We start from the raw sequence: 20,831 nt of genomic DNA on the forward strand, positions 1-20,831 counted from the left end.
CGCTAGAGAAAGACCGTGCGGAAGGCCAGCCCCCCGCGCAGCCGCCAGTACACCGAACAGAGCGGGATCAGCGCCGACGTCGCGGCCATCTCCACGACATGGCCGGGGGCATGGCTGGTGCCGCGCAGCCGCCGCGCGCAGAACGCTGCGGTGAGCGCCGCCCACGCCGCCGCCGCCGCCCCGGCCAGCGCCGGCCGGCCGGCCAGGGCCGCCACCACCGTCAGCAGCACGCTGGCCGTGCTCGCGTAGTAATGCCACGGTGGCCTGGCCCGGATGCGGCGGCGGTAGAGGAGCGGATGCTTCTTGTAGAGCAGCGCGTCGAAGTAGACCTTGGACTGCTCGGCGATGCTGCTGCCCCAGCGCGCGGGCCGCACCGGATGCACGACCAGCGCCGCGCCGGCGGCTACCACCGGCAAGGTGTGTTCGAGCAGGCGATAGTGCAGGTCCGAATCTTCGCGCCAGGCGCGCTGGAAACGCTCGTCGAAGCCGCCGAGACGCTCCAGCGCGGCGCGGCGCACGAAGCAGTTGGCGGTCACGAACTCGGCGTCCATGAGCCCCCCCGTATTGCGCTCGTGATCGGTCGGCCGGCGCGAAAGCGGCACCAGCACCTTGCCGGCGGCGGCGGCGGCGTCGGGCACCGCTTCCAGTGTCTTCCATCCCTGCGCCAGCCAGGCCGCGTCCGCGATGGTGTCGTCGTCGGTGAAAGCGATCACCTCGCCGCGCGCCATGCGCCAGCCGGCATTGCGCGCCGCCGCCGGGCCCCGGGTGCGCGGCACCGCCAGGTATTGCCAGGCCACGGGCCCGGCGCCGCCCGGCGCGGCCGCCAGCGCGGACACCAGCCGCTCCACCTCCTGCTGGCAGCCATCGTCGGCCACTACCACCTCGTAGGGCGGGCAGCCGGCCTGGCGGGAGACGGCGGCCAGGCAGCGCGCCAGCAGCGCCGGCCGCCGGTACGTCGCGATGACCACGGAAAGGCGCACCGGGAGACTCATGGCGCCGTGCCCGCCGCCGGCTTGGTCACCAGGTAGGGACCGATGGCGAGAGCATCGAGCGGCGAGGTCCAGAAGCACGCCAGCGCATCGTGCGGCGTGCAGACGATGGGCTCGCCGCGGATGTTGAACGAGGTGTTGACCAGCACCGGCACGCCGGTGCGCCGCTCGAACGCCGCCAGCAGGTCATAGTAGGCCGGATTGTGCTTGCGCCGGATCGTCTGCACCCGCGCCGTGCCATCGACATGGCAGACGGCGGGGATGCGCGCGGCACGTTCGGGCCGGACCCGGTAGACGAAGAGCATGAAGGGCGCGCTGCCGTCGCCGGGACGCCCGGCCTCGAACCAGTCCCCGGCGCGCTCCTCCATGACAACCGGCGCCACCGGCCGGAAATCCTCGCGGTCCTTGAGCAGGTTCAGCCGCCGCTGCATGCCGGCGTCGAGCGGCGAGGCCAGGATCGAGCGCGCGCCCAGCGCACGCGGACCGAACTCCATGCGGCCCTGGAACCATGCGACGATGCGGCCCCGCGCCAGCAGCTCCGCCACTTCCTCGGCGGGCTCCGCCATGCGCCGGAACGGCTGCCCCGAGGCCTCCAGCAGGCTGCGGATCTCGTCCTCCCCATAGGCAGGTCCCCAATAGGCGTGCTGCATGGACCAGCGCCGCAGCGGCTGCGCGCCCTGCTCGCGGTCCACCAGCAAGGCCGCACCGAGCGCCGTGCCGGCATCGCCCGCGGCCGGCTGCACCCAGACCGCGTCGAACGGCCCGTGGTCACGCAGGCGGGTGTTCATCACGCAGTTCAATGCCACCCCGCCGGCCAAGGCAAGCTGCCGTTCGCCCGAGGCGTCCGCCAGCCAGCGCGCCATGCGCAGCACGGTCTCTTCGAGCACCTGCTGCAGCGAGCGGGCGATGTCGCAATGCACCGCTTCCAGCGGCGCGCCCCGCTGGCGCGCCGGCCCCAACAGCGGCGCCAGCTCCCTGGCCTCGGTGCGGTAGCCGCCCGCATCGTCCGCGCGTAACAGCTCGCGCAGCGCCAGCAGGTACGCGGGCTTGCCGAAGGAGGCCAGCGCCATGACCTTGTACTCGTCGGAGGAATGGAGGAAACCGAGATGGCGCGTGATCCGCTCGTAGAGCAGGCCGAGCGAGTGCGGCAGCTCGACCTGCCGCAGCCGGCGGTAGGCAAGGCCGTCGAAGACGCCGTAGCTGGTGCTGGTCCGCTCGCCGCGGCCGTCCATGGTCAGCACCGCGCAGCGGCGGAACGGGGCAGCGAGAAAGGCACTGGCCTCGTGGGCGCTGTGATGCTCGACGAAGTGCCAGTGAAAGCGATGCCCCTGGCGCGCGCCGGCGAAGCGTGCGGCGAGGTGATGCGGCGCGCCGTCGGCGAGCTGGCGCGGTGCGTTGACGATATAGGAGCGGAACAGGCCGTCCCAGGGCGATGCCGTGCCGGCTGCGCGCCGGCGGGCCGACGGCTCCAGCGGCAGCGTCACCACGTCCTGCCCCGGCTGTGCGCCCGGCAGCAGGTGCGGTGCCAGCGAGTAGGCCACGTGATCGACGTCGCGCAGCAGGATGCCGGCCTCGGCCAGGCAGTAGTCGATCGCGTGGTACGGCAGTTCCCAGGCCGAGAACGGCACCGGTCTCTTGCCGTGCTTGATCCGCGTGAAGCGCTCTTCCTCGGCCGCCGCGAGCACCTCGCCGTCGCGCACCAGGCAGGCGGCGCTGTCGTGGTACGCCGCATTGATTCCCAAGGTGTACATGGTGCCCTCCCCCGCTCAAGGCATGGCCGCCGCATCGGGCGGGGCCGGCCCGGCTGCCGTGGCGAGCGGGCGCAGCGGGGTCCACGCCGCAGCCGCAGGCATGGCGTCGGCGCCCCGCGAACCGCCCCCGCGCAGCAGTTCGATGCCCGCGGCGGCGGCGCTCTCCGCCGTCACGTTCTCCAGGCAGGCATGGTGTCCGTGGGCGCAGACGCTGCTATGGCAGTACCGGCATGGCACGTCGTGGAACAGGGTGCGATGCGGTGTCAGCCACGGTGTGTGCTGCGGATTGGTGAGCGCGTACAGAGCCACCACCGGCGTGCCGACCGCGCAGGCAAGATGGACCGGACCGCTGTTGTTCGACACCAGCAGGCGTGCGCCTTCGATCAGCGCGGCCAGCTCGCCGACGCGGAAACGGCCGGCCGCGGCATGCACGCGTGCCGATGCGGATGTCGCGCAGACACGTTCCACCAGCGGCGCCTCGTCCTCGCTGCCGGTCACGATCACCGGCATGCCGCTCGCCTCGGCCAACAGCGCCGCGGCCCTGCCGAAGCGCTCCGCGGGCCACCGCCTCGAGGCCGCCGAAGCGCCAGGATGGGCGACGAGATAACCCCGCCCGGTCTCGCCTGGCAACAGCCGGTTGAGCGCCACGCGGACACTGAGCCGTTCGCCGGCACGGACCCGGTAGCGCAGGCGCTCGTCCGCGGTGTGCGCTTGCACCGTCGCCACGAGGTCGAGCTGGCGGCGCACTTCGTGGCGCGAATGCCTTGCCGGTTCCCGCTCCTCGACCCAATGTGTCAGGAGCGCATAGGCATTTTCGCGACAGTACGCCAGCCGCAGAGGGATGCCGGCCATCAGGCACAACAATGCCGCCGGCAGGGGATTCTGGCTGTAGACGGTGAAGATGACGGCCGCATCGAAGCGCTGCCTGGAAAGCTGCTCGACCATGGTGCCGGCCGGGATATCGGAGCCTGCCTCGGCGGCCGTGCGCGACCATGGCGCGTTCCACGCGATCACTTCGGCCACATCGGACAGGCCGCCGCCCAGTACCGCCGCGCCACGGGAAGTCAGCAAGGTCAAGCGTCTCCCGGGCGCGCTTTCACGCAAGGCGGCCAACGCGGGCGTGGTCATCAGCACGTCGCCCAGGTTGTCGAGCCGTACGCACAGGATGCGGCGGGCGTCCGCCCATGCAGGCAGTCGCGGGGCCGTCATGGTTGCTCCCCGCCCGGCCCGGCACCCGGCCTGCCGGCGCGCTCGACCAGGCGCGCAGCCATGTCGAGATCCTGCACGGTATAGTCCGGCTCCCGCCACGAATCGATGCGCCACTCGGTCTCGTTGCCGTTGTCGACCAGGATCGTGGTGCAGCCGGCGCGCCGCCCGGCCTCGATGTCGTCGAGAATGTCACCGATCATCCATGAGTGCTTCAGGTCGAAATGCAGCCACGCCGCCGCTTGCAGCAGCATCCCCGGCGCCGGCTTGCGGCACAGGCAACGCGCGCGCAGGCCCGGCAGCCGTCCATCGGGATGGTGCGGACAATAGAAAAAGCCGTCCAGCCGCGCGCCGTTGGCGCGGAACAGCTCGGCCAGCCGCTGCTGGACCAGCACCAGGGATTCGCTGCGGAAGCATCCCAGCGCGACCCCGGGCTGGTTCGACACCACCACCAGCGGCATCCCCGTGGCGCCCAGGCAGCGCAGCGCGGTGGCCGCGTGCGGCGCCAGGCGGATCCGCCGCGGGTCGGCGTTGTAGGGCACGTCTTCGATCAGCGTGCCGTCCTTGTCGAGCAGCACGGCGCCCGCGTGGCGGTCGGCATGACGGTCGGCATCACGGTCGGCTAGGGCCATGACGTCTCCCGCATCGGCAGGACCATCAGCTCCGGGATCACCGAGCCTTGCGGCTGGGTGAGCGCGAAGATGACCGCCTGCGCCACGTGTTCCGGTGCCTGCAGCACGGCCGGATCGATTTCGGGGAAGCGTTCCAGCAGGAATGGCGTGCGCATGCCGCCCGCGATGATGGCGCTGACCCGGATGCCGAAGGGACGCAGCTCCGCATGCAGGGCATGGGACATGCCGAGCAGGCCCCATTTGCTGGCATGGTAGGCCGACGCATTGGGCCAGGCGCGGCACGACGCCGTCGAGGCGATGTTGACGATATCCCCGCCGCCGCGTGCCTTCAGCATCGGCACCACGCCGTGCGCCATCAGGTACGGGCCGTAGAGGTTCGTCATCAGCACGCGCAGCCAGCTCTGCGGCGAAATCTCGTCGACCGGCAGCGTGATGTCGATGGCCGCGTTGTTGATCACGCCGTCGATGTGTCCGCAGTGCTCGACCACGTCCGCCAGCGCCGCGTCGACGCCGGCCGCGTCGCAGACATCGAGATGCATCGGGTACACCAGGGGCCAGCCGCCGGCGACCGATCCGGCCGACAGGCGCTCGGCACATCGCTGCGCCCGCCCGGCTTCCCGGTCCAACACCACCACGCCGGCACCACAGGCGTGCAACTGTGCGCAGATGGCCGTCCCCAGCCCGCCGCCGCCGCCCGTCACCAGATAGACCTTCTCGCGCAAATCCGTCCGCTCGTGCGTCATGACCGCCTCCCCGACAATGGCAAGCCGTTCCGGCCCGGATCAAGGGGTGCGGGCCGAGCGGGCCGCCGCGGGTTCCTCCCGGTCCGCGCGCACGCTGGTCTGCTCCACTTCCCGGGCGCCACCGTCCTCGAGCAGCTGCTTGGTGCGGCCGAGGTCGCTGCTGTCGACCCGCACCGCCAGCACCACACCGGCCTGCGGCGATTCCGGCCCGTCGACCGAGCGCGCTTCCCGCGCCGGCCGCATCGACCCCAGGGCTCCCATCAGCGAGCCGAGATAGGCGCCCACCCCGGTCGCCAGCATCAGCACGATCAGCGAGCCACTCCCCAAGGAGACGATGGCGCCCACGCCAAGCACCGCGCCGGCCGTGCCCCCGAGCGCCACGCCACGCCAGGCACCACGCCCGGCACCGCGCGCGCCGGCATCGGCCGCAACGTCGCCGCCGATCGGGAAGCGTGCGTGCTGCCCGGCCGGATTGATATAGAAGACCTCCAGGTCTTCGTCACGGAATCCGGCCTTGCGCACACGCTGCAGCGCCCGCTCGGCCTCCTCGAAGGTGACGAACCTGCCCGCCACGACATAAGTACCCGCTACGATCATCGACATCGCGGCCTCCTTTCTCTCCCGGCTCACGCCGCCACGGCGCTGCTCCATTGCATTGCGAACGACGCAATGAACCAGGCCTTGTCCTTGACATGCCTGGGCTTGCCCTTGTGCGGGGTCGAGGCCATCTTGGCGAGTTCCTTTTCGGACATCGACGCGTACATCGACTTCGACGCGCCTTTCAGTTTGCCGACCGTCTTCTTGCCGCGCCTGGCCGACAAGGCAACGCCGGCCGCGATCTGCTGCGCCTTGGACCTGGCTGGCATCGTGGTCTCCGTGCTGGCGCTACGCGGCGCCGATGCGCTGCATCGACGCACACATCGTGCCCGGCGAACGCAGGTGCGTCCCAGGCCCTGCGCGCGAACGCGGCAGGGGCGCGGCAGGGGCGCGGGGGGAGGCGGCGCGCAGCGGAAATTACACAGGCGAACGGAAAAAAATACGCTGCCGGCAGAGCCAAGCGGGACAAAGCGCCGGGTGGCCATCCTGCACGGTCACGTCCCGGCCCGGAAGCGGCCCCGCCCCGCCTGGCACACTCCGTGCACCGGCCGGAGCATTGCCGTCGGGACGGCAATGCCGATCCACACGCGAGCCTGCGAGGAATGCCGATATGCGAAGGATTGCCCTCATCAGCGAGCATGCCTCGCCGCTGGCAAGCGCCGGCAACGTCGACAGCGGCGGCCAGAACATCTACGTGGCGCAGATTGCGCGCCACCTTGGCCGCCTGGGCTATGCGGTCGACATCTTCACCCGCAAGGACAAGGCCTTGTTGCCGGCAGAGGTGGAGATGGCGCCGAACGTCACCGTCATCCATGTACCGGCCGGTCCGGCAGTGCAGATCGCCAAGGAACGCCTGCTGCCTTACATGGCGGAGTTCGGCGAATTCGTCGCCAGCGTGGTGGGCGCGCGTCCCGGCGAATACCTGGCACTGCATGCCAATTTCTTCATGTCCGGCCAGGCCGCGCTGCAGGTCCGCCAGCGCCATGCCATTCCGCTCGTGACGACATTCCATGCGCTGGGCAAGATCCGCCGCATGTACCAAGGGGACGCGGACGGCTTCCCCGACGAACGCTTCGCCATCGAGGAACGCCTGGTGCGCGAGAGCGACTGCGTCATCGCGGAATGCGCGCAGGATCGCCACGACCTGCTTTCCCTGTACGACGCGGCCGCCGAGCGCATCGAGACCATCCCCTGCGGCTTCGACCTGGCCGAATTCTCGCCGCTGCCGCGCCAGGCCGCGCGCCGCGCGCTGGGCTGGCCGCCACACGACTTCGTGCTGCTCCAGCTGGGCCGGCTGGTGCCGCGCAAGGGCATCGACAACGTGGTGCGCGCGCTGGCCCGCATGCGGCAGCGCGACGGCTTGCCGGCGCGCCTCTACATCGTCGGCGGCAATTCCGTGCGGCCGAGCACGACCGCCACGCCGGAGATCGGCCGCCTGCGCGACATCGCCGCATCCGAAGGCGTGGCGAACCACGTCACATTCGTCGGCCGGCGCGAACGGGCGGCCCTGCGCCAGTACTACTGCGCCGCCGACGTCTTCGTCACCACGCCGTGGTACGAGCCCTTCGGCATCACTCCGGTGGAGGCCATGGCCTGCGCGGTACCGGTGATCGGTTCCGCTGTCGGCGGCATCCGCTCGACCGTCGTCGACGGCCGCACCGGCTTCCTGGTGCCGCCGAATGATCCGGATGCGCTGGCCGAACGCGCGCTCCGCCTCGCCAGCCAGCCGAGCCTGGCCGAGAAGATGGGCATGGCCGGCTGGCGGCGCGCGCAGTCCCACTTTACCTGGGCGGACGTGGCGTGCCGCCTCGCGGCGGTCTACGAGCGCCTGTCCGGCGCCGCAGGGCGGCCGCCCGTGCTACCGAAGCGGGCCGTGGCCTGAAGCCCGCGAGGAGAGAATCATCATGTGCCCGCACCCGACCACACGCGTCCTCGTCACCGGCGGCGCCGGCTTCCTCGGTTCGCATCTCTGCGAGCGGCTGGTGGAAGCCGGCCACGACGTGCTCTGCGTCGACAATCTTTGCACCGGCAGCAAGGCGAACATCGCCCACCTGCTCGGGACTGGCAATTTCGAGTGGATGCGGCACGACATCACGTTTCCGCTCTACGTGGAAGTCGACCAGATCTACAACCTGGCCTGCCCGGCCTCGCCCTTGCACTATCAGCGGGACCCGGTACAGACCACCAAGACCAGCGTGCACGGCGCCATCAACATGCTCGGCCTTGCCAAGCGGACCAAGGCCCGCATCCTGCAGGCCTCGACCAGCGAGGTCTACGGCGATCCGGCGCAGCACCCCCAGCCGGAGCACTATTGGGGCAACGTCAACCCGTGCGGGCCACGCGCCTGCTATGACGAGGGCAAGCGCTGCGCGGAGACGCTATTCATGGACTACCGGCGCCAGCATGCGGTGGACGTGCGCATCGCGCGCATCTTCAACACATTCGGCCCGCGCATGCAGTTCGGCGACGGGCGGGTGGTGTCCAACCTGATCGTCCAGGCCCTGGCCGGCGAGCCGCTGACGCTGCACGGCGACGGCAGGCAGACGCGCTCGTTCTGCTATGTGGACGACCTGGTGGATGGCCTGATACGGCTGATGTCCTTGACCAGCGCGCCGGCCCAGCCGGTCAACCTGGGCAACCCGACGGAGCACACCATGCTGGAGCTGGCGCAGCGCGTGCTGAACGTGACCGGCTCCGGCTCGCCGATCGCCTGGTGCCCCCTGCCGGTGGACGATCCGCGCCAGCGCTGCCCCGATATCGCGGTGGCCATCGAGCGCCTGCAATGGCGGCCGACGGTCGAGCTGGACGAGGGGCTGCGCCGCACGGTCGACGATTTCCGCCGGCGCCTGGCTGCCGCGGGTACCGGCTCGCCGCCGCCCGCGCGCATCGAGCACCGGCCCGGCCCGCGCCCCGCCACGGCCCGCGTCGCCAACGTGGCGCCGGACTAGCGCCGGCGCGGCCAGGCACTGTGACGTCCACGTCCATGTCCATGTCCATGTCCATCCAGCATCCCTTGCTCCTGGTCTCACCGCACCTGGACGACGCCGTATTCAGCTGCGGCAACCTGATCGCTGCCTGTCCCGGCTCGGTGGTCGTGACCCTCTTCGCCGGCGTGCCGCGTCACGGCACGCCGGCACCGCAGTGGGACCGCCGGGCCGGCTTCGCCAGCGCCCGCGAAGCGGTCGAGGCGAGACGCGAGGAAGACCGCGCGGCACTCTCCCTGTTGAACGCCGAACCCGTGTGGCTGGATTTTCTCGACCACCAGTACGGCAACTCACCGACCGCCGGGCAGGTCGCCGCCAGGCTGGAGACGCTGCTGGCCAATTACCGCAGCTGCGCGGTGGTGGTCCCCTGCGGCCTGTACCACTCCGACCACCTGCTCGCGCATCGGGCCTGCGCCAGCTTGTGGGCGCAGTACGCCGAAGACGGCCCGCCATGGCTGTTCTACGAGGATGCTTTCTACCGGCGCTCCAGCGGTGCGCTGCACGCCCTGCTGCTGCGGTGGCACATGCTCGGGCTGAAGGCGACCCCGGTCGACCTGGCCATCAGCGAGCAGATGCCGCGCAAGGCACGCGCCTGCAACGCCTACGGCAGCCAGATCAGCCTGTTCGACAGCGCGACCCTGGGCGACCTCAGCGCACCCGAGCGCTACTGGCGCTGGGAAAAGACGCCGTCCGGCGCAGCGCCGCGCCGCGCGGGGCTGTCGGCGGAGACCCCCGCCGGCCTGGTCTGAACCACCTGGCGCCCCGCGCCGGCCGCTTGCCATGCCGCCGCTTGCCATGCCGGCGTCATCGATCGCCGCGCGCAGCGAGGCCGTCCACGAACTGTTCCAGTTCGCTGCCGGGATCCTCCGCCCCGGTGTTCTCGACGCAGGCGGCGCTGTCGTCCGCGTCGAGCGGCCAGAGTGCGCGGGCCGGCTCGCGCGCCGTGCCGATACGGCGCCGGCGCACGTGTCCGCCGGCGTCGCGCAGCGCCTGCTCCGCGGCCCCCTGCAAGTCGCCACCGTTCACGAGGACGATGGCGCCGCCTTCGTGCGCATAGGTGGCGGCGCGGCGCCCGCCGAGGCGGCACAGCCGGACCTCACGCACCGGGATGCCCATCCGGTAGAGCGACGCCACGGCCTGGCGCGCGGCCGCGCCATCGGCGAATTTCGCTGTCAGTACGGATCTCATCGTGGATCTCATCGCTTCTGCCCTCCGTCCGGTGCGGCGTCAGTCCTGCACATGGGGCGGGCGGACGCTGACCAGGTTGTGCACCCGCCCGACGCCGTAGATGTCGAAGCCGATCCAGTCCAGGCGCCGCCTGAACCGTTCCTCGGGCACCTCGCCATGGAAGGTCGCAACGCCGCCCCTGACTTCGACCCATACCCGGCTGAAGGCAGTGCCTTCCTGAGGCTGCCGCAGGCGGGCCAGCAAGGCATGGTGCAGGCGCAGGTCGACAGCGCCGCCGGATGGTGCCGCAGCGGATTCGCTGCGTTCCTGCAGGCCGGCATGCCGGCCTGCCGCGAAGGCTTCCTCGAAGGCGTCGGCATAGCCGGCGCGATAGCCGCGCCGATAGGCCTCGCGCAGCGGCGGCGGCAGGGGAAGGCTGCCATAGGCGCGTGCCGGCATCCTGGCCAGGCGGGGATCACCGGGCGCTTCGCGCGGCAGCCTTTCGCGCTGGTTGCCGTAGCGTCCGCCGCTCAGGTCCCGCACGCGGCCGGGCCGATAGGGGTCGGCCACGTCGCTGTACCCTTGTTCCGTGCCGCCGTAGCGGCGCTCCGCGCGCCAGCGGCGGGTTTCGTCTTCAGGCATGGCCATTCTCCTTGCGACGTCATCCGTTGACGACCTCGCCACCATTGATGTGCAAGACCTGCCCCGTGACATAGCTCGCCGCATCGGAGGCCAGGAACACGTAGCCCGCCGCGGCCTCGAACGGCTGCCCCGGACGGCCCATGGGCGTGGACCTGCCGAACTCGGCGACCTGCCCGGGCGGGAACGTCGAGGGAATCAGCGGGGTCCAGATCGGCCCTGGGGCGACGGCGTTGACGCGAATGCCGCGCTTGACCACCTGCAGCGCCAGGGAGCGCGTGAACGACACGATCGCACCTTTCGTGGCCGAGTAGTCGAGCAGATGCGCGCTGCCACGATAGGCGGTCACCGAAGCGGTGTTGACGATGGCGCTGCCGGCCTGCAGGTGCGGCAGAACGGCACGCGTGAGGTAGAACATCGAAAACACATTGCTGGCGAAGGTCGATGCGATCTGCTCGTCGTCGATCTGCTCGAGCGCCGTCTGCACATGTTGTTCGCCGGCATTGTTGACCAGGATGTCGAGATGCCCGGACCAGGCCAGCGCCGCCTTGGCCGTGGCATCCGCCGCGCCGGGAACCGACAGGTCTCCCGGCAGCAACAGGCTGCGCCGGCCCGCGGCGCAGACCAGGCGCTCGCTTTCGCGCGCGTCGTCCTCCTCGTCCAGGTACGCGATCGCCACGTCGGCGCCTTCGCGCGCGAACGCCACGGCGATGGCCCTGCCGATGCCGCTGTCGGCGCCGGTCACCAGCGCCACCTTGCCCGCCAGCCGTCCGCTGCCGGCGTAGTCGCCCGCACCGCTATCCGGCCGTGGCGTCATGGCCGACTCCAGGCCGGGCTGCCGCTCCTGGTGCTGCGCTGGAACTTGCGTGGGTGTCGCCATGGTGCCCCCCTTGCGTTCGATGTGCCGGCATCTGCCGCCACCGGCGCCGGGTCCGTGGCGCCGCCCCGTCCTGAAGCCGCCGCAAGATCCATGCCGCGTTTCGGGCCCGGCGATCGCGCACGGTTGGTTGGCGGCCTCCTGCTTCGCGCAGCACGGACGTGCGCCGGCACCGCGCGGCGGGCGCCTGCGCTCATGCGCAAGCGGTACGATCTGCCTGCCCGCGGCACCGGCCCGCCGGGCAAGGCGGGCGGCGATGGCGCGACGCGCCGTCGCTGGCACAGCCGCCATCAGCGGACCGCCGTCATTGTTCGGCATAAGCCCACAACAACCCTCCGTCGATCAGCAAGGAGGCACCGGTGATGTAGTCACCGTCCGCACTGGCCAGGAAGGCCGCCAACCCGGCCACGTCTTCCGGCGTGCCGAGCCGGCGCAGCGGAATGTTATCCAGCAGGTCCGCCATCTCGCGCGGATTGGCTTGCAGCGAGCGGTTGATGGCGGTGCCGATGGCACCCGGCGCGATGTTGTTGACGGTGATGCCGAGCGGCGCCAGTTCGATGGCGAGGTTGCGCGTCAGCATGCGCAGCCCGCCCTTGCTGACGCAATAGCTGGTGAAGTGGGGAAAGCACAGGTCCTCATGCACCGAACTGATGTTGATGATCCTGCCTCCCGCACCGACGGCGCGGCGATGCCTGGCAAAAGCCTGCGCCAGGAAGTACGGCCCCTTGAGGTTGGTCTCCAGCACCAGGTCGTAGTCGGCCTCGGTGGCGTCGAGGAAGGGCGCGCGGACTTCGACGCCGGCATCGTTGACCAGTAAGTCGATCGCGCCGGCGGCGGCGATTCCCTCGTCCATCAGGCGGGTGAGCTGCGCCACGTCCCTGACATCGGCGGCGACGATGAACGCTCGCCGCCCCGCCGCGCGGACCGCCTGCGCCGTCTGCTCGGCAGCCGCATTGCAGTGATGCGCCGCCACTACGACGTCCGCGCCTTCCTGCGCGAAGCGGATGGCGATGGCGCGCCCGATGCCGCTGCCGCCGCCGGTGACCAGCGCGGTTCTGCCCGCCAGTCTCATGGCCGCCCGCTGGCCGCGCGAGCGGCGGCGGCGAGCACAGCGCGCCGCCAGGTCACAGCGGGCTGCGGCGCCGCCAGGCGCCACGGCATGGCAGCCTGGCGCCGCAGGACGCGGCACGGCCACGATGCCGGCCATCCGGCCGCCACGGGGGCAGCCGAGCCACGCCCGCGAAGCGGCGGCCTGCTCTCGCTCGCCCGCATCGGCGGTGGCGGCGGCAGGTCGCCCGGGGGCGGGTCGTTGACCGGCTCCGGCGGTCCGGGTGGCGGCTCCGGCGGCGGTGTTTCAGGTTCTTTCGGCGGTATGGCGGGATCGGGCGTGATATGCACGGCATCTTCTCCTTGCCCCTGGCGTGCCGCCGCTGCCGGCCGGCGCCGCGCGCTCTGGCGAGCCGGTGCCGGTGTCCTGCTTCGGGGCCCTTCCGGGCCTGAGGCGTGCGCAGCTTCCCCGGGGTCTCGCACATTGAAATGGCAAGAACCGTGCCGAACCGGGCGGATTGCGGCGCCGAATCGCCGGGACCGCTGCCATGCCACAGCGACCATGGCCGCCACGATTTCGCCAGCACGTCGTCCTATTCCTACAGCAGGATCGGACCGCTGCGGAAAGATACCGCCTTGATTTCCCCCTACGCTAAACTCCAGCCGGTGAACTTCGCGCCGCCGCCGGGCGGCAAGGCAAGGGATCCGATCCGGAATCCACTACTGGGAGCACGCCATGGGCCTCGGCACAATCCTGCTCATCATTCTTCTCTTGCTACTGATCGGAGCGCTACCCGCCTGGCCGTACAGCGCGGGGTGGGGTTATTGGCCAAGCGGCGGACTGGGCCTGGTGCTGCTGATCGTGCTGGTGCTCGTCTTCCTGGGCAGATTCTAGGGCCGTGCAGCGGCCTCGCAAGCCTTACATCGGGCGGCAATACTTACCGCCGGCGATGGCATGCGGTGCGGGCATGCCGCCTTGCGCGCGGCCCGCCGGGGCCGCCTGTACGCACGGCACGGATTATGCGGGAGAGCAGAGGTGCAAGGAGGCAGGAAAACGCCGCCTGCGCACGCGCTGCGCCGACACCGCGACGCGGCCGGACGTTGCCCATCGCGCACGGTCGCGCGCCGACAGGCCTCGGGGCGTCGACGCTGGCGGTGTGCGGCGTGCGGCGTCATTCACAGCTAGGAGAGCGAACCATGAACTGGGATCAGATCGAAGGCAAATGGGATCAAGCCAAGGGGAAGGTGAAGGAAAAGTGGGGAAAACTCACGGACGATGATCTGACTTACATCAACGGCAAGCGCGACCAGCTCGCCGGGCGTCTCCAGGAACGCTACGGATACACCAAGGAAAGAACGGAAGAAGAAATGAAGGCGTGGGAACGGGATACGCGCTGGTAAAACCAGATAACGGGGCGCGTGATGCGGCGGGCGGGGATGCCAAGGCGGCGTCCTCGCCCGCTCCTGCTTCCACCCTCTCCGTTTCCCGCTCGGACACTACGGTCCACGCACGTACCAGGGCGCGATCTTGTCCGGCACGCTCGCGTAGCCCCGGCCCGTCTGGATGCCTGCGGCTTTGTCTCGCCGGCGCCAGCCTGGCGCGGCTGCCCGGCCGCCACCGGTCGAAAGTTCGCGCGGCGGTTGCAAAAGTTACAAGGTCATCGGCTTCAGCGGCCCTTGCCGCCCCAGGACGCATTGCCGGCGCGCCTCGACACGAAGCCTGAGACCTGCGCGGCGCGTGCCTCGCGCGCCGCCGTCGCCCCGCTGTGCTTGCGACGCATCACTGCCTGGGCCGCGTGCCGGCATGGCTGATGCGAGGTTGCTCGCCAAGGAGGTATCGCCATGCACCCCACGGTTGCCGACTTCGTCCTCAAACGCCTGCGCGAATGGGGCATCTACCGCATCTATGGCTATCCCGGGGACGGGATCAATGGCCTGATGGGGGCTTTCGGCCGAGCCCGCAATGATCCCGAATTCATCCAGGTACGCCATGAGGAGCTGGCTGCCTTCATGGCTTGCGCCCATGCCAAGTTCACTGGCGAAACGGGCGTGTGCCTGGCCACTTCCGGCCCCGGCGCCATCCATCTGCTCAACGGGCTGTATGACGCCCGCCTCGATCACCAGCCGGTCGTTGCCATCGTCGGCCAGCAGAAGCGCGCGGCGCTGGGCGGCGACTACCAGCAGGAAGTCGACCTGATCACCCTGTTCAAGGATGTCGCCGGTGCCTTTGTCGCCATGGCGGTCGATCCCGCGCAAGTGCGCCATCTGGTCGACCGTGCCGTACGTATCGCCCGCGAGCAGCGTACCGTGACCTGCATCATCCTTCCCAACGATCTGCAGAACCTTCCCGCCGTCCCGGTCCCGCCACGCCAGCACGGCACGGTGCATAGCGGCATCGGTCACACCGCGCGGGCGAAGGTACCCGACCTGGTCGAGCTGCGCATCGCGGCCGATGTCCTGAACCAGGGCAGGAAGGTCGCCATGCTGGTTGGCGCGGGGGCTCTCGATGCGACCGACGAAGTCCTCGACGTCGCGCGCCGGCTCGGCGCCGGCGTGGCCAAGGCGCTGCTCGGCAAGGCGGCCGTGCCGGACGACGTGCCCTTCGTGACGGGTTCCATCGGCCTGCTTGGCACCAAGCCGAGCTGGGACCTGATGAACGGTTGCGATACCCTGCTCATGGTCGGCTCCGGCTTTCCATACTCGGAATTCCTGCCGAAGGAGGGCGACGCCCGCGGCGTCCAGATCGACATCGATGCGCGCATGCTCAACCTGCGCTACCCCATGGAGGTGTGCCTGCAGGGCGATAGCGGGGCGACCCTGCGCGCGCTGCTGCCCTTGCTGAAGCAGAAGCCGCTCGATTGGCAGCAGGAGATCGAGAAGAACGTCAGCCGCTGGTGGGACGTGCTGGCCAGCCGCGCCGCCGTCGAAGCGCACCCGATCAACCCGCAGCGCGTCTTCCACGAGTTGTCGCTACGCCTGCCCGACCGCTGCATCCTCACCTGCGACTCCGGCTCGGCCGCCAACTGGTACGCACGCGACCTGCGCATCCGCCGCGGCATGATGGCCTCGCTGAGCGGCGGCCTGGCCACCATGGGGCCCGCGGTGCCTTATGCGATCGCCGCCAAGTATGCGCATCCGGACCGGCATGTGATCGCCATGGCCGGCGACGGCGCCATGCAGATGAACGGCATCAATGGCTTGATCACCATTGCGCGCGACTGGCGCAAGTGGAGCAACCCGGGCTTGACCGTCATGGTGCTGAACAATGGCGACCTCAACCAGGTGACGTGGGAACAGCGGGTCATGGAAGGCGATCCGAAGTTCCCGGTGTCGCAGGACGTGCCCACGTTCGGCTACGCGAAGTTCGCCGAGGCGCTCGGGCTCAACGGCATCCGGGTGGACCGCGCGGACGCGGTCGGCCCGGCCTGGGAGCAGGCCCTCGGCGCGCAGGTGCCGACCGTGCTGGAGATGGTCACGGATCCGGATGTGGCGCCGCTGCCTCCCCATGTCACCGTCAAGCAGGCGCGGGCCTACTTCACCGCCATGCTGCGCGGCGACGACGACGCCGGCGGGACCCTGCGCGCGGCCTTCATGCAGGTCTGGGAATCGCTCTTCCCGTCCAGCGAACGCCGCCACGCTGAAGCCGAGGAGCATCGATGAGCGGCGGCGATTCAATGCGGCTCCAGGCCATCGAAGCGCGCGCCTACCGCATTCCGACCGAAACGGCGGAGTCCGACGGCACGCTGTGCTGGGACAGCGAGACGCTGGTCGTCGTCAACGTGTCGGCCGGCGGCATCACGGGAATGGGCTACGGCTACTCCGATGCCTCCGCGGCAGCGCTGATCGGACAGCGCCTGGCGCCTTGCCTGGTGGGCCGGAACGCGTTCGCGGTCGAAGCGTGCTGGCAGGCGATGGCCGCTTCGGTACGCAACCTGGGACGCTCCGGCTTGTGCGCGCAGGCCATCGCAACCGTGGACATCGCGCTCTGGGACCTCAAGGCACGCCTGCTCGGCGTGTCGCTGGCGCGCCTGCTCGGCGTCGTGCGCGACGCCGTGCCGGCCTACGGCAGCGGCGGCTTCACCAGCATGAACCTGATGCAATTGCGGGAGCAGGCGAAAGCCTGGAGCGAAGCGGGCTTCGGCCGCATCAAGATCAAGATCGGACGCGACCCCGCCGGCGACGTGGCACGTGTCAGCGCCGCGCGGCAGGCGGCCGGCCCGAAGACGGAGCTGTACGTGGACGCCAATGGCGCCTACCGGGTCGCCCAGGCGATCGGCTTGGCGCACCAGTTCGCCGACTACGACGTGAGCTGGCTCGAAGAACCCGTATCGTCCGACGACATCGCCGGCCTGCGCCAGGTCCGCCGGCACGCACCGCCCGGCATGGCGGTCTCCGCCGGGGAGTACGCCTTCACGGTGGACGACTTCCGGCGCCTGCTGCAGCGAGGCGCGGTGGATGTGCTGCAGGCCGACGCAAGCCGTTGCGGCGTCACGGGCTGGTTGCAGGCCGCTGCGTTATGCGAGGCCTTCCATACGCCGTTGTCCAGCCATTGCGTGCCAGCGCTGCATGCGACGCTGTGCTGCGTCGCGCAGCCGGCCATCCACGTCGAAGTCTTCCATGATCACGCGCGTATCGAACACACCCTGTTCGACGGCGTGCCGCCCTTGCGGGACGGCTGCCTCCGGCCATGGCAAGACGCGCCGGGATTCGGCCTGACCTTCAAGGAGAGGGACGCGCAATGCTATCTCGTCTAGTCCAGCCCGGTCCCCCGGGTGCAGCGGGTGCAGCGGGTGCCGCCGAGGCGGCGCGCAGGGTGGACGCCGTGGGGCTGCAGCGCGCCTTGCGCGAGGCCGTCGACGGCGAGATCCGCTTCGATGACGGCAGCCGGGCCTTGTACGCGACCGATGCGTCGAACTACCGGCAGGTGCCGATCGGCGTGGTGGTGCCGCGCACCATCGACGCCGTGGTGGCCACGGTCGAGCAATGCCGCCGCTACGGCGCGCCGGTATTGTCGCGCGGCGGCGGCACCAGCCTGTGTGGACAGTGCTGCAATGTCGCCGTGGTCATCGACTTCTCGAAATACCTCAACCGCATCGTGGCGCTCGACCCCGGCGAGAAGACCGCGCGGGTGCAGCCGGGCGTGGTGCTGGACCGGCTCCGGGAAGCCGCGGAGGTCCACCACCTGACCTTCGCGCCCGATCCGGCCACGCACTCCCATAACACGCTGGGCGGCATGATCGGCAACAATTCCTGCGGTCCGCACTCGGTCATGGGTGGCGAGACCGTGCGCAATGTGATCGAACTCGATGTCCTCACCTACGATGGCACGCGCATGGTGGTCGGCGCCACGACACAAGAGGCCTGGGACCTGCTGTGCGCGCGCGGCGACCGCGTCGGCGCCATCTACCGCTCGTTGCGAAAACTGCGCGACACCTATGCGGACAGCATCCGCCGCCATATGCCGCGCATTCCGCGCCGGGTTTCCGGTTACAGCCTGGAGGCTTTGCTGCCCGAGTATGACGGCAACATCGCCCACGCCCTGGTGGGTTCGGAAGGCACCTGCGTGGTGGTGCTGGAGGCCAAGGTGCAGCTGGTCGACAGCCCCTTGGCACGGTCGGTACTGGCGCTGGGGTATCCGGACGTCTACCGCGCGGCCGACCATGTCACCCGCATCATGGCTCATCATCCGATCGCCCTGGAGGGCCTGGACGACAGGCTGGTCGCCGACATGAAAGCGGTCGGCCTGCACACCGGGGATATCGGCTTGCTGCCGGAAGGAAAGGGATGGCTGCTGGTAGAGTTCGGCGGCAAGGACAAGGGCGAATCGGACCACCACGCACGCACGCTCATGGAGGCGCTGCGCGGCGAGGACCGGCCGCCCACCATGAAGCTGTACGACGACCCCGTGGTCGAACGGCACCTGTGGCGGGTGCGCGAAGCCGGGCTGGGCGCCACCGCGCACGTGCCGAACCGCAAGATCACCTGGGAGGGCTGGGAAGACTCCGCCGTGCCGCCCGACCGCCTGGGCGAATACCTGCGCAAGCTCCGCGCCCTGTTCGAGGCATACGGCTATGGTTGCGACCTGTACGGCCATTTCGGCCAGGGCTGCGTGCACACGCGGATCGATTTCGACCTGGAGAGTGCCGACGGTATCCGCCAATGGCGCAGCTTCCTGCAAGAGGCGGCGAAGCTGGTGGTCAGCCTGGGCGGCTCGATCTCGGGCGAACACGGCGACGGGCAGTCCAAGGCCGAGTTGCTTCCCATCATGTACCCGCCGGATCTGATGCGCGCCTTCCACGCTTTCAAGCGCACCTGGGACCCGGCCAACAAGCTCAATCCCGGCAAGGTCGTGGACGCGTGGCACGTGGAAGACAATCTTCGCCTCGGCGTCGACTACGACCCGCCCGAACAGCCCGTCCACTTCCACTACGCCAGCGACAACGGCAGCTTCCCGCACGCCATCCTGCGCTGCGTCGGCGTGGGCGAATGCCGCAAGGCCGAGGGGCTGATGTGTCCCAGCTACATGGCGACGCAAGAGGAGCTTCACTCCACGCGCGGGCGCGCGCGCATGCTGTTCGAAATGCTGCATGGCGATGTGCTGCAGGATGGCTGGCGCTCCGAAGCGGTCCACGAGGCCCTCGACCTGTGCCTGTCCTGCAAGGGATGCAAGGGTGAATGCCCGGTCAAGGTCGACATGGCGACGTACCGGGCCGAGTTCCTGGCGCACTTCTATGCGGGACGGATCCGTCCGCGCGAAGCCTATGCCTTCGGCCTGATCGACCGCTGGGCCAGGATCGGGACCCGCATGCCAGGCCTGGCCAACCTGCTGACGCATGCCGAGCCGTTCGCTTCGGCGGCCCGCCGCCTCGCCCATATCGCGTCCGGCCGCGAGATTCCCAATTTCGCGGCGACCTCCTTCCGGCAATGGTTTGCCCGCCGCGCCTCCCGGCCGTCGCCGGGCCGGCGCGTCCTGCTCTGGCCTGACACCTTCACCAACGCCTTCCACCCGGACATTGCCCGCGATGCCGTGGCCGCGCTCGAGCTTGCCGGCTATGCGGTGGACATCCCCCCGCATGCGTTGTGCTGCGGCCGGCCGCTCTACGAGTTCGGCATGCTCGACCGCGCGCGCGCCTATCTGCGCCGCGTGCTGGAAGTCCTGCACGACGACATCCGCGACGGCACGCCGCTCATCGTGCTGGAACCAGCGTGCCTGTCGGTATTCCATGACGAAATGCCGGATCTTCTCGCCGGCAGTGCGCAGGCCAGGCGCCTGCGGCAACAGTCCACGCTGCTCGCCGACTTCCTTTGCGCGGAAGAGAAAAGCGGCCTTTTCCCCCAAGTGGAGACAGACGCCATCGTGCATCCACACTGTCACCACAGGAGTGTGCTGGGACTGGATGGAGAGACGGCACTGCTCGATGCGCTCGGCGTGCGGTATCGCCTGCTCGATTCCGGCTGCTGCGGCATGGCCGGCGCCTTCGGTCTCCACCCGGCCAGGCAAGGCATCTCCATGGCATGCGCGGAACGCGTGCTGCTGCCCGCGATCCGCGGCGCCGCGGCGCAGACGCTGGTCATCGCGGACGGTTTCAGCTGCCGGGAACAGATACGCCAGAACACCAGCGCCGTGCCCCTGCACATCGCGCAGGTCCTGCGGCTGGCGAGCGAGCGTGCCAACCGGGAAAACGGAGACATTGCACCATGAACCGATCCATCGGCAAGCGCATCTGGGCGATCGCGGAGGGCTATCTGCCGGAAGCCGCAGAAGGCAAGCCGCGCGCGCTGCAGAGCCACGAGGTCGCGTGCATCCTGAATGCCGGCGACCACGACGCGCACGTCCGCCTGACACTGTACTTCGCCGACCGGGAGCCGGTCGGGCCCTACCGCTTCAGTGTGCTGGCGCGCCGCACCTTGCATCTGCGCTTCAACGACCTGAAGGAGCCGGCCATTCCTATCGGCACGGATTACGCCAGCGTCTTCGAGTCCGACCAGCCGGTCATCGTGCAGCACACCCGCCTCGACAGCCGGCAGGGCCTGGCCCTCATGACGACGCTCGCCTACACGGCCGATTAGCGCCTGCCAAGCCTGCTGCCACCCTCGGCAGGCGCGCGACGGCGACGAGGCCACCGCGGTGAGAGTGCGGCATAGGGCGGGTTCCATGCAGCGAACGCACCGATCCGGGCACCCGGGCACTCGCATCAT

Annotated in this window: 20 protein-coding genes; 9 read left to right on the forward strand and 11 right to left on the reverse strand. The window is 69.9% G+C overall.

Translation table 11 applies throughout. From position 1 onward, the window contains the following. Positions 1 to 2: 2 nt before the first annotated feature. Genes BKK80_RS34235 through BKK80_RS34265 form a run of 7 tightly spaced genes read right to left on the reverse strand, consistent with a single transcriptional unit; the run spans position 3 to position 6,187 of the window. The gene (locus BKK80_RS34235) at positions 3 to 992 is read right to left on the reverse strand and encodes a glycosyltransferase family 2 protein (protein WP_071073094.1); all 990 of its coding nucleotides are present in this window, start codon (positions 990 to 992) and stop codon (positions 3 to 5) included. Continuing rightward, the gene (locus BKK80_RS34240) at positions 989 to 2,740 is read right to left on the reverse strand and encodes a carbamoyltransferase family protein (RefSeq protein WP_071073096.1); all 1,752 of its coding nucleotides are present in this window, start codon (positions 2,738 to 2,740) and stop codon (positions 989 to 991) included. The genes BKK80_RS34235 and BKK80_RS34240 overlap by 4 nt, the downstream gene beginning before the upstream one ends. Positions 2,741 to 2,755: 15 nt before the next feature. Continuing rightward, positions 2,756 to 3,949, reverse strand: coding sequence for a glycosyltransferase family 9 protein (locus BKK80_RS34245; protein ID WP_071073098.1), 1,194 nt, complete (start codon positions 3,947 to 3,949; stop codon positions 2,756 to 2,758). Then, on the reverse strand, positions 3,946 to 4,578 hold the full coding sequence (locus BKK80_RS34250; RefSeq protein WP_071073100.1) for a D-glycero-alpha-D-manno-heptose-1,7-bisphosphate 7-phosphatase: 633 nt from the start codon (positions 4,576 to 4,578) through the stop codon (positions 3,946 to 3,948). Before BKK80_RS34250 ends, BKK80_RS34245 begins: the two co-directional genes overlap by 4 nt. Next, a complete protein-coding gene (locus BKK80_RS37670; protein WP_071073101.1) occupies positions 4,569 to 5,321 on the reverse strand; it encodes an SDR family oxidoreductase in 753 nt (250 codons plus the stop codon). The genes BKK80_RS34250 and BKK80_RS37670 overlap by 10 nt, the downstream gene beginning before the upstream one ends. A gap of 39 nt (positions 5,322 to 5,360) precedes the next feature. After that, entirely contained in the window at positions 5,361 to 5,924 is a 564-nt protein-coding gene (locus BKK80_RS34260; protein WP_084545884.1) for a hypothetical protein, read from the reverse strand. A gap of 23 nt (positions 5,925 to 5,947) precedes the next feature. Then, the gene (locus tag BKK80_RS34265; protein ID WP_071073103.1) at positions 5,948 to 6,187 is read right to left on the reverse strand and encodes a DUF3008 family protein; all 240 of its coding nucleotides are present in this window, start codon (positions 6,185 to 6,187) and stop codon (positions 5,948 to 5,950) included. Between the two features lie 341 nt (positions 6,188 to 6,528). Here BKK80_RS34265 and BKK80_RS34270 point away from each other — a divergent pair, with 341 nt between their 5' ends. From BKK80_RS34270 to BKK80_RS34280, 3 genes are read left to right on the forward strand one after another with little or no spacing between them, the layout of a single operon-like run. After that, positions 6,529 to 7,800: a glycosyltransferase family 4 protein gene (locus BKK80_RS34270; protein WP_071073105.1), complete on the forward strand. Its 1,272-nt coding sequence runs from the start codon at positions 6,529 to 6,531 to the stop codon at positions 7,798 to 7,800. A gap of 22 nt (positions 7,801 to 7,822) precedes the next feature. Continuing rightward, positions 7,823 to 8,866: a UDP-glucuronic acid decarboxylase family protein gene (locus BKK80_RS34275; protein ID WP_071073108.1), complete on the forward strand. Its 1,044-nt coding sequence runs from the start codon at positions 7,823 to 7,825 to the stop codon at positions 8,864 to 8,866. 41 nt (positions 8,867 to 8,907) lie between these two features. Beyond that, entirely contained in the window at positions 8,908 to 9,651 is a 744-nt protein-coding gene (locus BKK80_RS34280) for a PIG-L deacetylase family protein (protein ID WP_157903398.1), read from the forward strand. Between the two features lie 55 nt (positions 9,652 to 9,706). Here BKK80_RS34280 and BKK80_RS34285 read toward each other — a convergent pair whose 3' ends face one another. From BKK80_RS34285 to BKK80_RS34300, 4 genes are all read right to left on the reverse strand, one after another. Continuing rightward, the gene (locus tag BKK80_RS34285) at positions 9,707 to 10,090 is read right to left on the reverse strand and encodes a hypothetical protein (protein ID WP_071073112.1); all 384 of its coding nucleotides are present in this window, start codon (positions 10,088 to 10,090) and stop codon (positions 9,707 to 9,709) included. Positions 10,091 to 10,129: 39 nt separating this feature from the next. Beyond that, positions 10,130 to 10,711: a BON domain-containing protein gene (locus BKK80_RS34290; RefSeq protein WP_071073114.1), complete on the reverse strand. Its 582-nt coding sequence runs from the start codon at positions 10,709 to 10,711 to the stop codon at positions 10,130 to 10,132. Between the two features lie 19 nt (positions 10,712 to 10,730). Beyond that, positions 10,731 to 11,588, reverse strand: a complete 858-nt coding sequence (locus tag BKK80_RS34295) for a glucose 1-dehydrogenase (protein ID WP_071073116.1) — start codon at positions 11,586 to 11,588, stop codon at positions 10,731 to 10,733. 301 nt (positions 11,589 to 11,889) lie between these two features. Beyond that, the gene (locus BKK80_RS34300) at positions 11,890 to 12,657 is read right to left on the reverse strand and encodes an SDR family NAD(P)-dependent oxidoreductase (RefSeq protein ID WP_071073569.1); all 768 of its coding nucleotides are present in this window, start codon (positions 12,655 to 12,657) and stop codon (positions 11,890 to 11,892) included. A 711-nt stretch (positions 12,658 to 13,368) separates the two neighbouring features. On the opposite strand from BKK80_RS34300, the gene BKK80_RS36035 reads away from it, so the two are divergent. The 6 genes from BKK80_RS36035 to BKK80_RS34325 all read left to right on the forward strand — a co-directional run bounded on the left by BKK80_RS36035 (position 13,369) and on the right by BKK80_RS34325 (position 20,702). Then, a complete protein-coding gene (locus BKK80_RS36035; RefSeq protein WP_084545886.1) occupies positions 13,369 to 13,527 on the forward strand; it encodes a DUF3309 family protein in 159 nt (52 codons plus the stop codon). 302 nt (positions 13,528 to 13,829) lie between these two features. Continuing rightward, positions 13,830 to 14,033, forward strand: coding sequence for a CsbD family protein (locus tag BKK80_RS34305; protein WP_071073118.1), 204 nt, complete (start codon positions 13,830 to 13,832; stop codon positions 14,031 to 14,033). Between the two features lie 441 nt (positions 14,034 to 14,474). After that, positions 14,475 to 16,292, forward strand: a complete 1,818-nt coding sequence (locus tag BKK80_RS34310; RefSeq protein WP_071073120.1) for a thiamine pyrophosphate-requiring protein — start codon at positions 14,475 to 14,477, stop codon at positions 16,290 to 16,292. After that, complete coding sequence (locus BKK80_RS34315) at positions 16,289 to 17,386, forward strand: enolase C-terminal domain-like protein (protein ID WP_071073122.1); 1,098 nt, start codon at positions 16,289 to 16,291, stop codon at positions 17,384 to 17,386. The genes BKK80_RS34310 and BKK80_RS34315 overlap by 4 nt, the downstream gene beginning before the upstream one ends. Then, entirely contained in the window at positions 17,371 to 20,334 is a 2,964-nt protein-coding gene (locus BKK80_RS34320; protein WP_084545887.1) for an FAD-binding and (Fe-S)-binding domain-containing protein, read from the forward strand. Before BKK80_RS34315 ends, BKK80_RS34320 begins: the two co-directional genes overlap by 16 nt. Beyond that, complete coding sequence (locus BKK80_RS34325) at positions 20,331 to 20,702, forward strand: sensory rhodopsin transducer (protein WP_071073126.1); 372 nt, start codon at positions 20,331 to 20,333, stop codon at positions 20,700 to 20,702. Before BKK80_RS34320 ends, BKK80_RS34325 begins: the two co-directional genes overlap by 4 nt. Positions 20,703 to 20,831 lie beyond the last annotated feature (129 nt).

This window comes from Cupriavidus malaysiensis, assembly GCF_001854325.1.
Taxonomy (GTDB): domain Bacteria; phylum Pseudomonadota; class Gammaproteobacteria; order Burkholderiales; family Burkholderiaceae; genus Cupriavidus; species Cupriavidus malaysiensis.

Excerpts from the sequence above, each read along its gene's own strand:
- BKK80_RS34310 (WP_071073120.1), top strand. The coding sequence starts at position 14,475 with ATGCACCCCACGGTTGCCGACTTCGTCCTCAAACGCCTGCGCGAATGG.
- BKK80_RS34315 (WP_071073122.1), top strand. The coding sequence starts at position 16,289 with ATGAGCGGCGGCGATTCAATGCGGCTCCAGGCCATCGAAGCGCGCGCC.
- BKK80_RS34295 (WP_071073116.1), bottom strand. The coding sequence starts at position 11,588 with ATGGCGACACCCACGCAAGTTCCAGCGCAGCACCAGGAGCGGCAGCCC.
- BKK80_RS34290 (WP_071073114.1), bottom strand. The coding sequence starts at position 10,711 with ATGCCTGAAGACGAAACCCGCCGCTGGCGCGCGGAGCGCCGCTACGGC.
- BKK80_RS34320 (WP_084545887.1), top strand. The coding sequence starts at position 17,371 with ATGCTATCTCGTCTAGTCCAGCCCGGTCCCCCGGGTGCAGCGGGTGCA.
- BKK80_RS34265 (WP_071073103.1), bottom strand. The coding sequence starts at position 6,187 with ATGCCAGCCAGGTCCAAGGCGCAGCAGATCGCGGCCGGCGTTGCCTTG.
- BKK80_RS36035 (WP_084545886.1), top strand. The coding sequence starts at position 13,369 with ATGGGCCTCGGCACAATCCTGCTCATCATTCTTCTCTTGCTACTGATC.
- BKK80_RS34245 (WP_071073098.1), bottom strand. The coding sequence starts at position 3,949 with ATGACGGCCCCGCGACTGCCTGCATGGGCGGACGCCCGCCGCATCCTG.
- BKK80_RS34250 (WP_071073100.1), bottom strand. The coding sequence starts at position 4,578 with ATGGCCCTAGCCGACCGTGATGCCGACCGTCATGCCGACCGCCACGCG.
- BKK80_RS34280 (WP_157903398.1), top strand. The coding sequence starts at position 8,908 with ATGTCCATGTCCATCCAGCATCCCTTGCTCCTGGTCTCACCGCACCTG.
- BKK80_RS34275 (WP_071073108.1), top strand. The coding sequence starts at position 7,823 with ATGTGCCCGCACCCGACCACACGCGTCCTCGTCACCGGCGGCGCCGGC.
- BKK80_RS34300 (WP_071073569.1), bottom strand. The coding sequence starts at position 12,657 with ATGAGACTGGCGGGCAGAACCGCGCTGGTCACCGGCGGCGGCAGCGGC.
- BKK80_RS34240 (WP_071073096.1), bottom strand. The coding sequence starts at position 2,740 with ATGTACACCTTGGGAATCAATGCGGCGTACCACGACAGCGCCGCCTGC.
- BKK80_RS34235 (WP_071073094.1), bottom strand. The coding sequence starts at position 992 with ATGAGTCTCCCGGTGCGCCTTTCCGTGGTCATCGCGACGTACCGGCGG.
- BKK80_RS34305 (WP_071073118.1), top strand. The coding sequence starts at position 13,830 with ATGAACTGGGATCAGATCGAAGGCAAATGGGATCAAGCCAAGGGGAAG.
- BKK80_RS34270 (WP_071073105.1), top strand. The coding sequence starts at position 6,529 with ATGCGAAGGATTGCCCTCATCAGCGAGCATGCCTCGCCGCTGGCAAGC.
- BKK80_RS37670 (WP_071073101.1), bottom strand. The coding sequence starts at position 5,321 with ATGACGCACGAGCGGACGGATTTGCGCGAGAAGGTCTATCTGGTGACG.
- BKK80_RS34285 (WP_071073112.1), bottom strand. The coding sequence starts at position 10,090 with ATGAGATCCGTACTGACAGCGAAATTCGCCGATGGCGCGGCCGCGCGC.
- BKK80_RS34260 (WP_084545884.1), bottom strand. The coding sequence starts at position 5,924 with ATGTCGATGATCGTAGCGGGTACTTATGTCGTGGCGGGCAGGTTCGTC.
- BKK80_RS34325 (WP_071073126.1), top strand. The coding sequence starts at position 20,331 with ATGAACCGATCCATCGGCAAGCGCATCTGGGCGATCGCGGAGGGCTAT.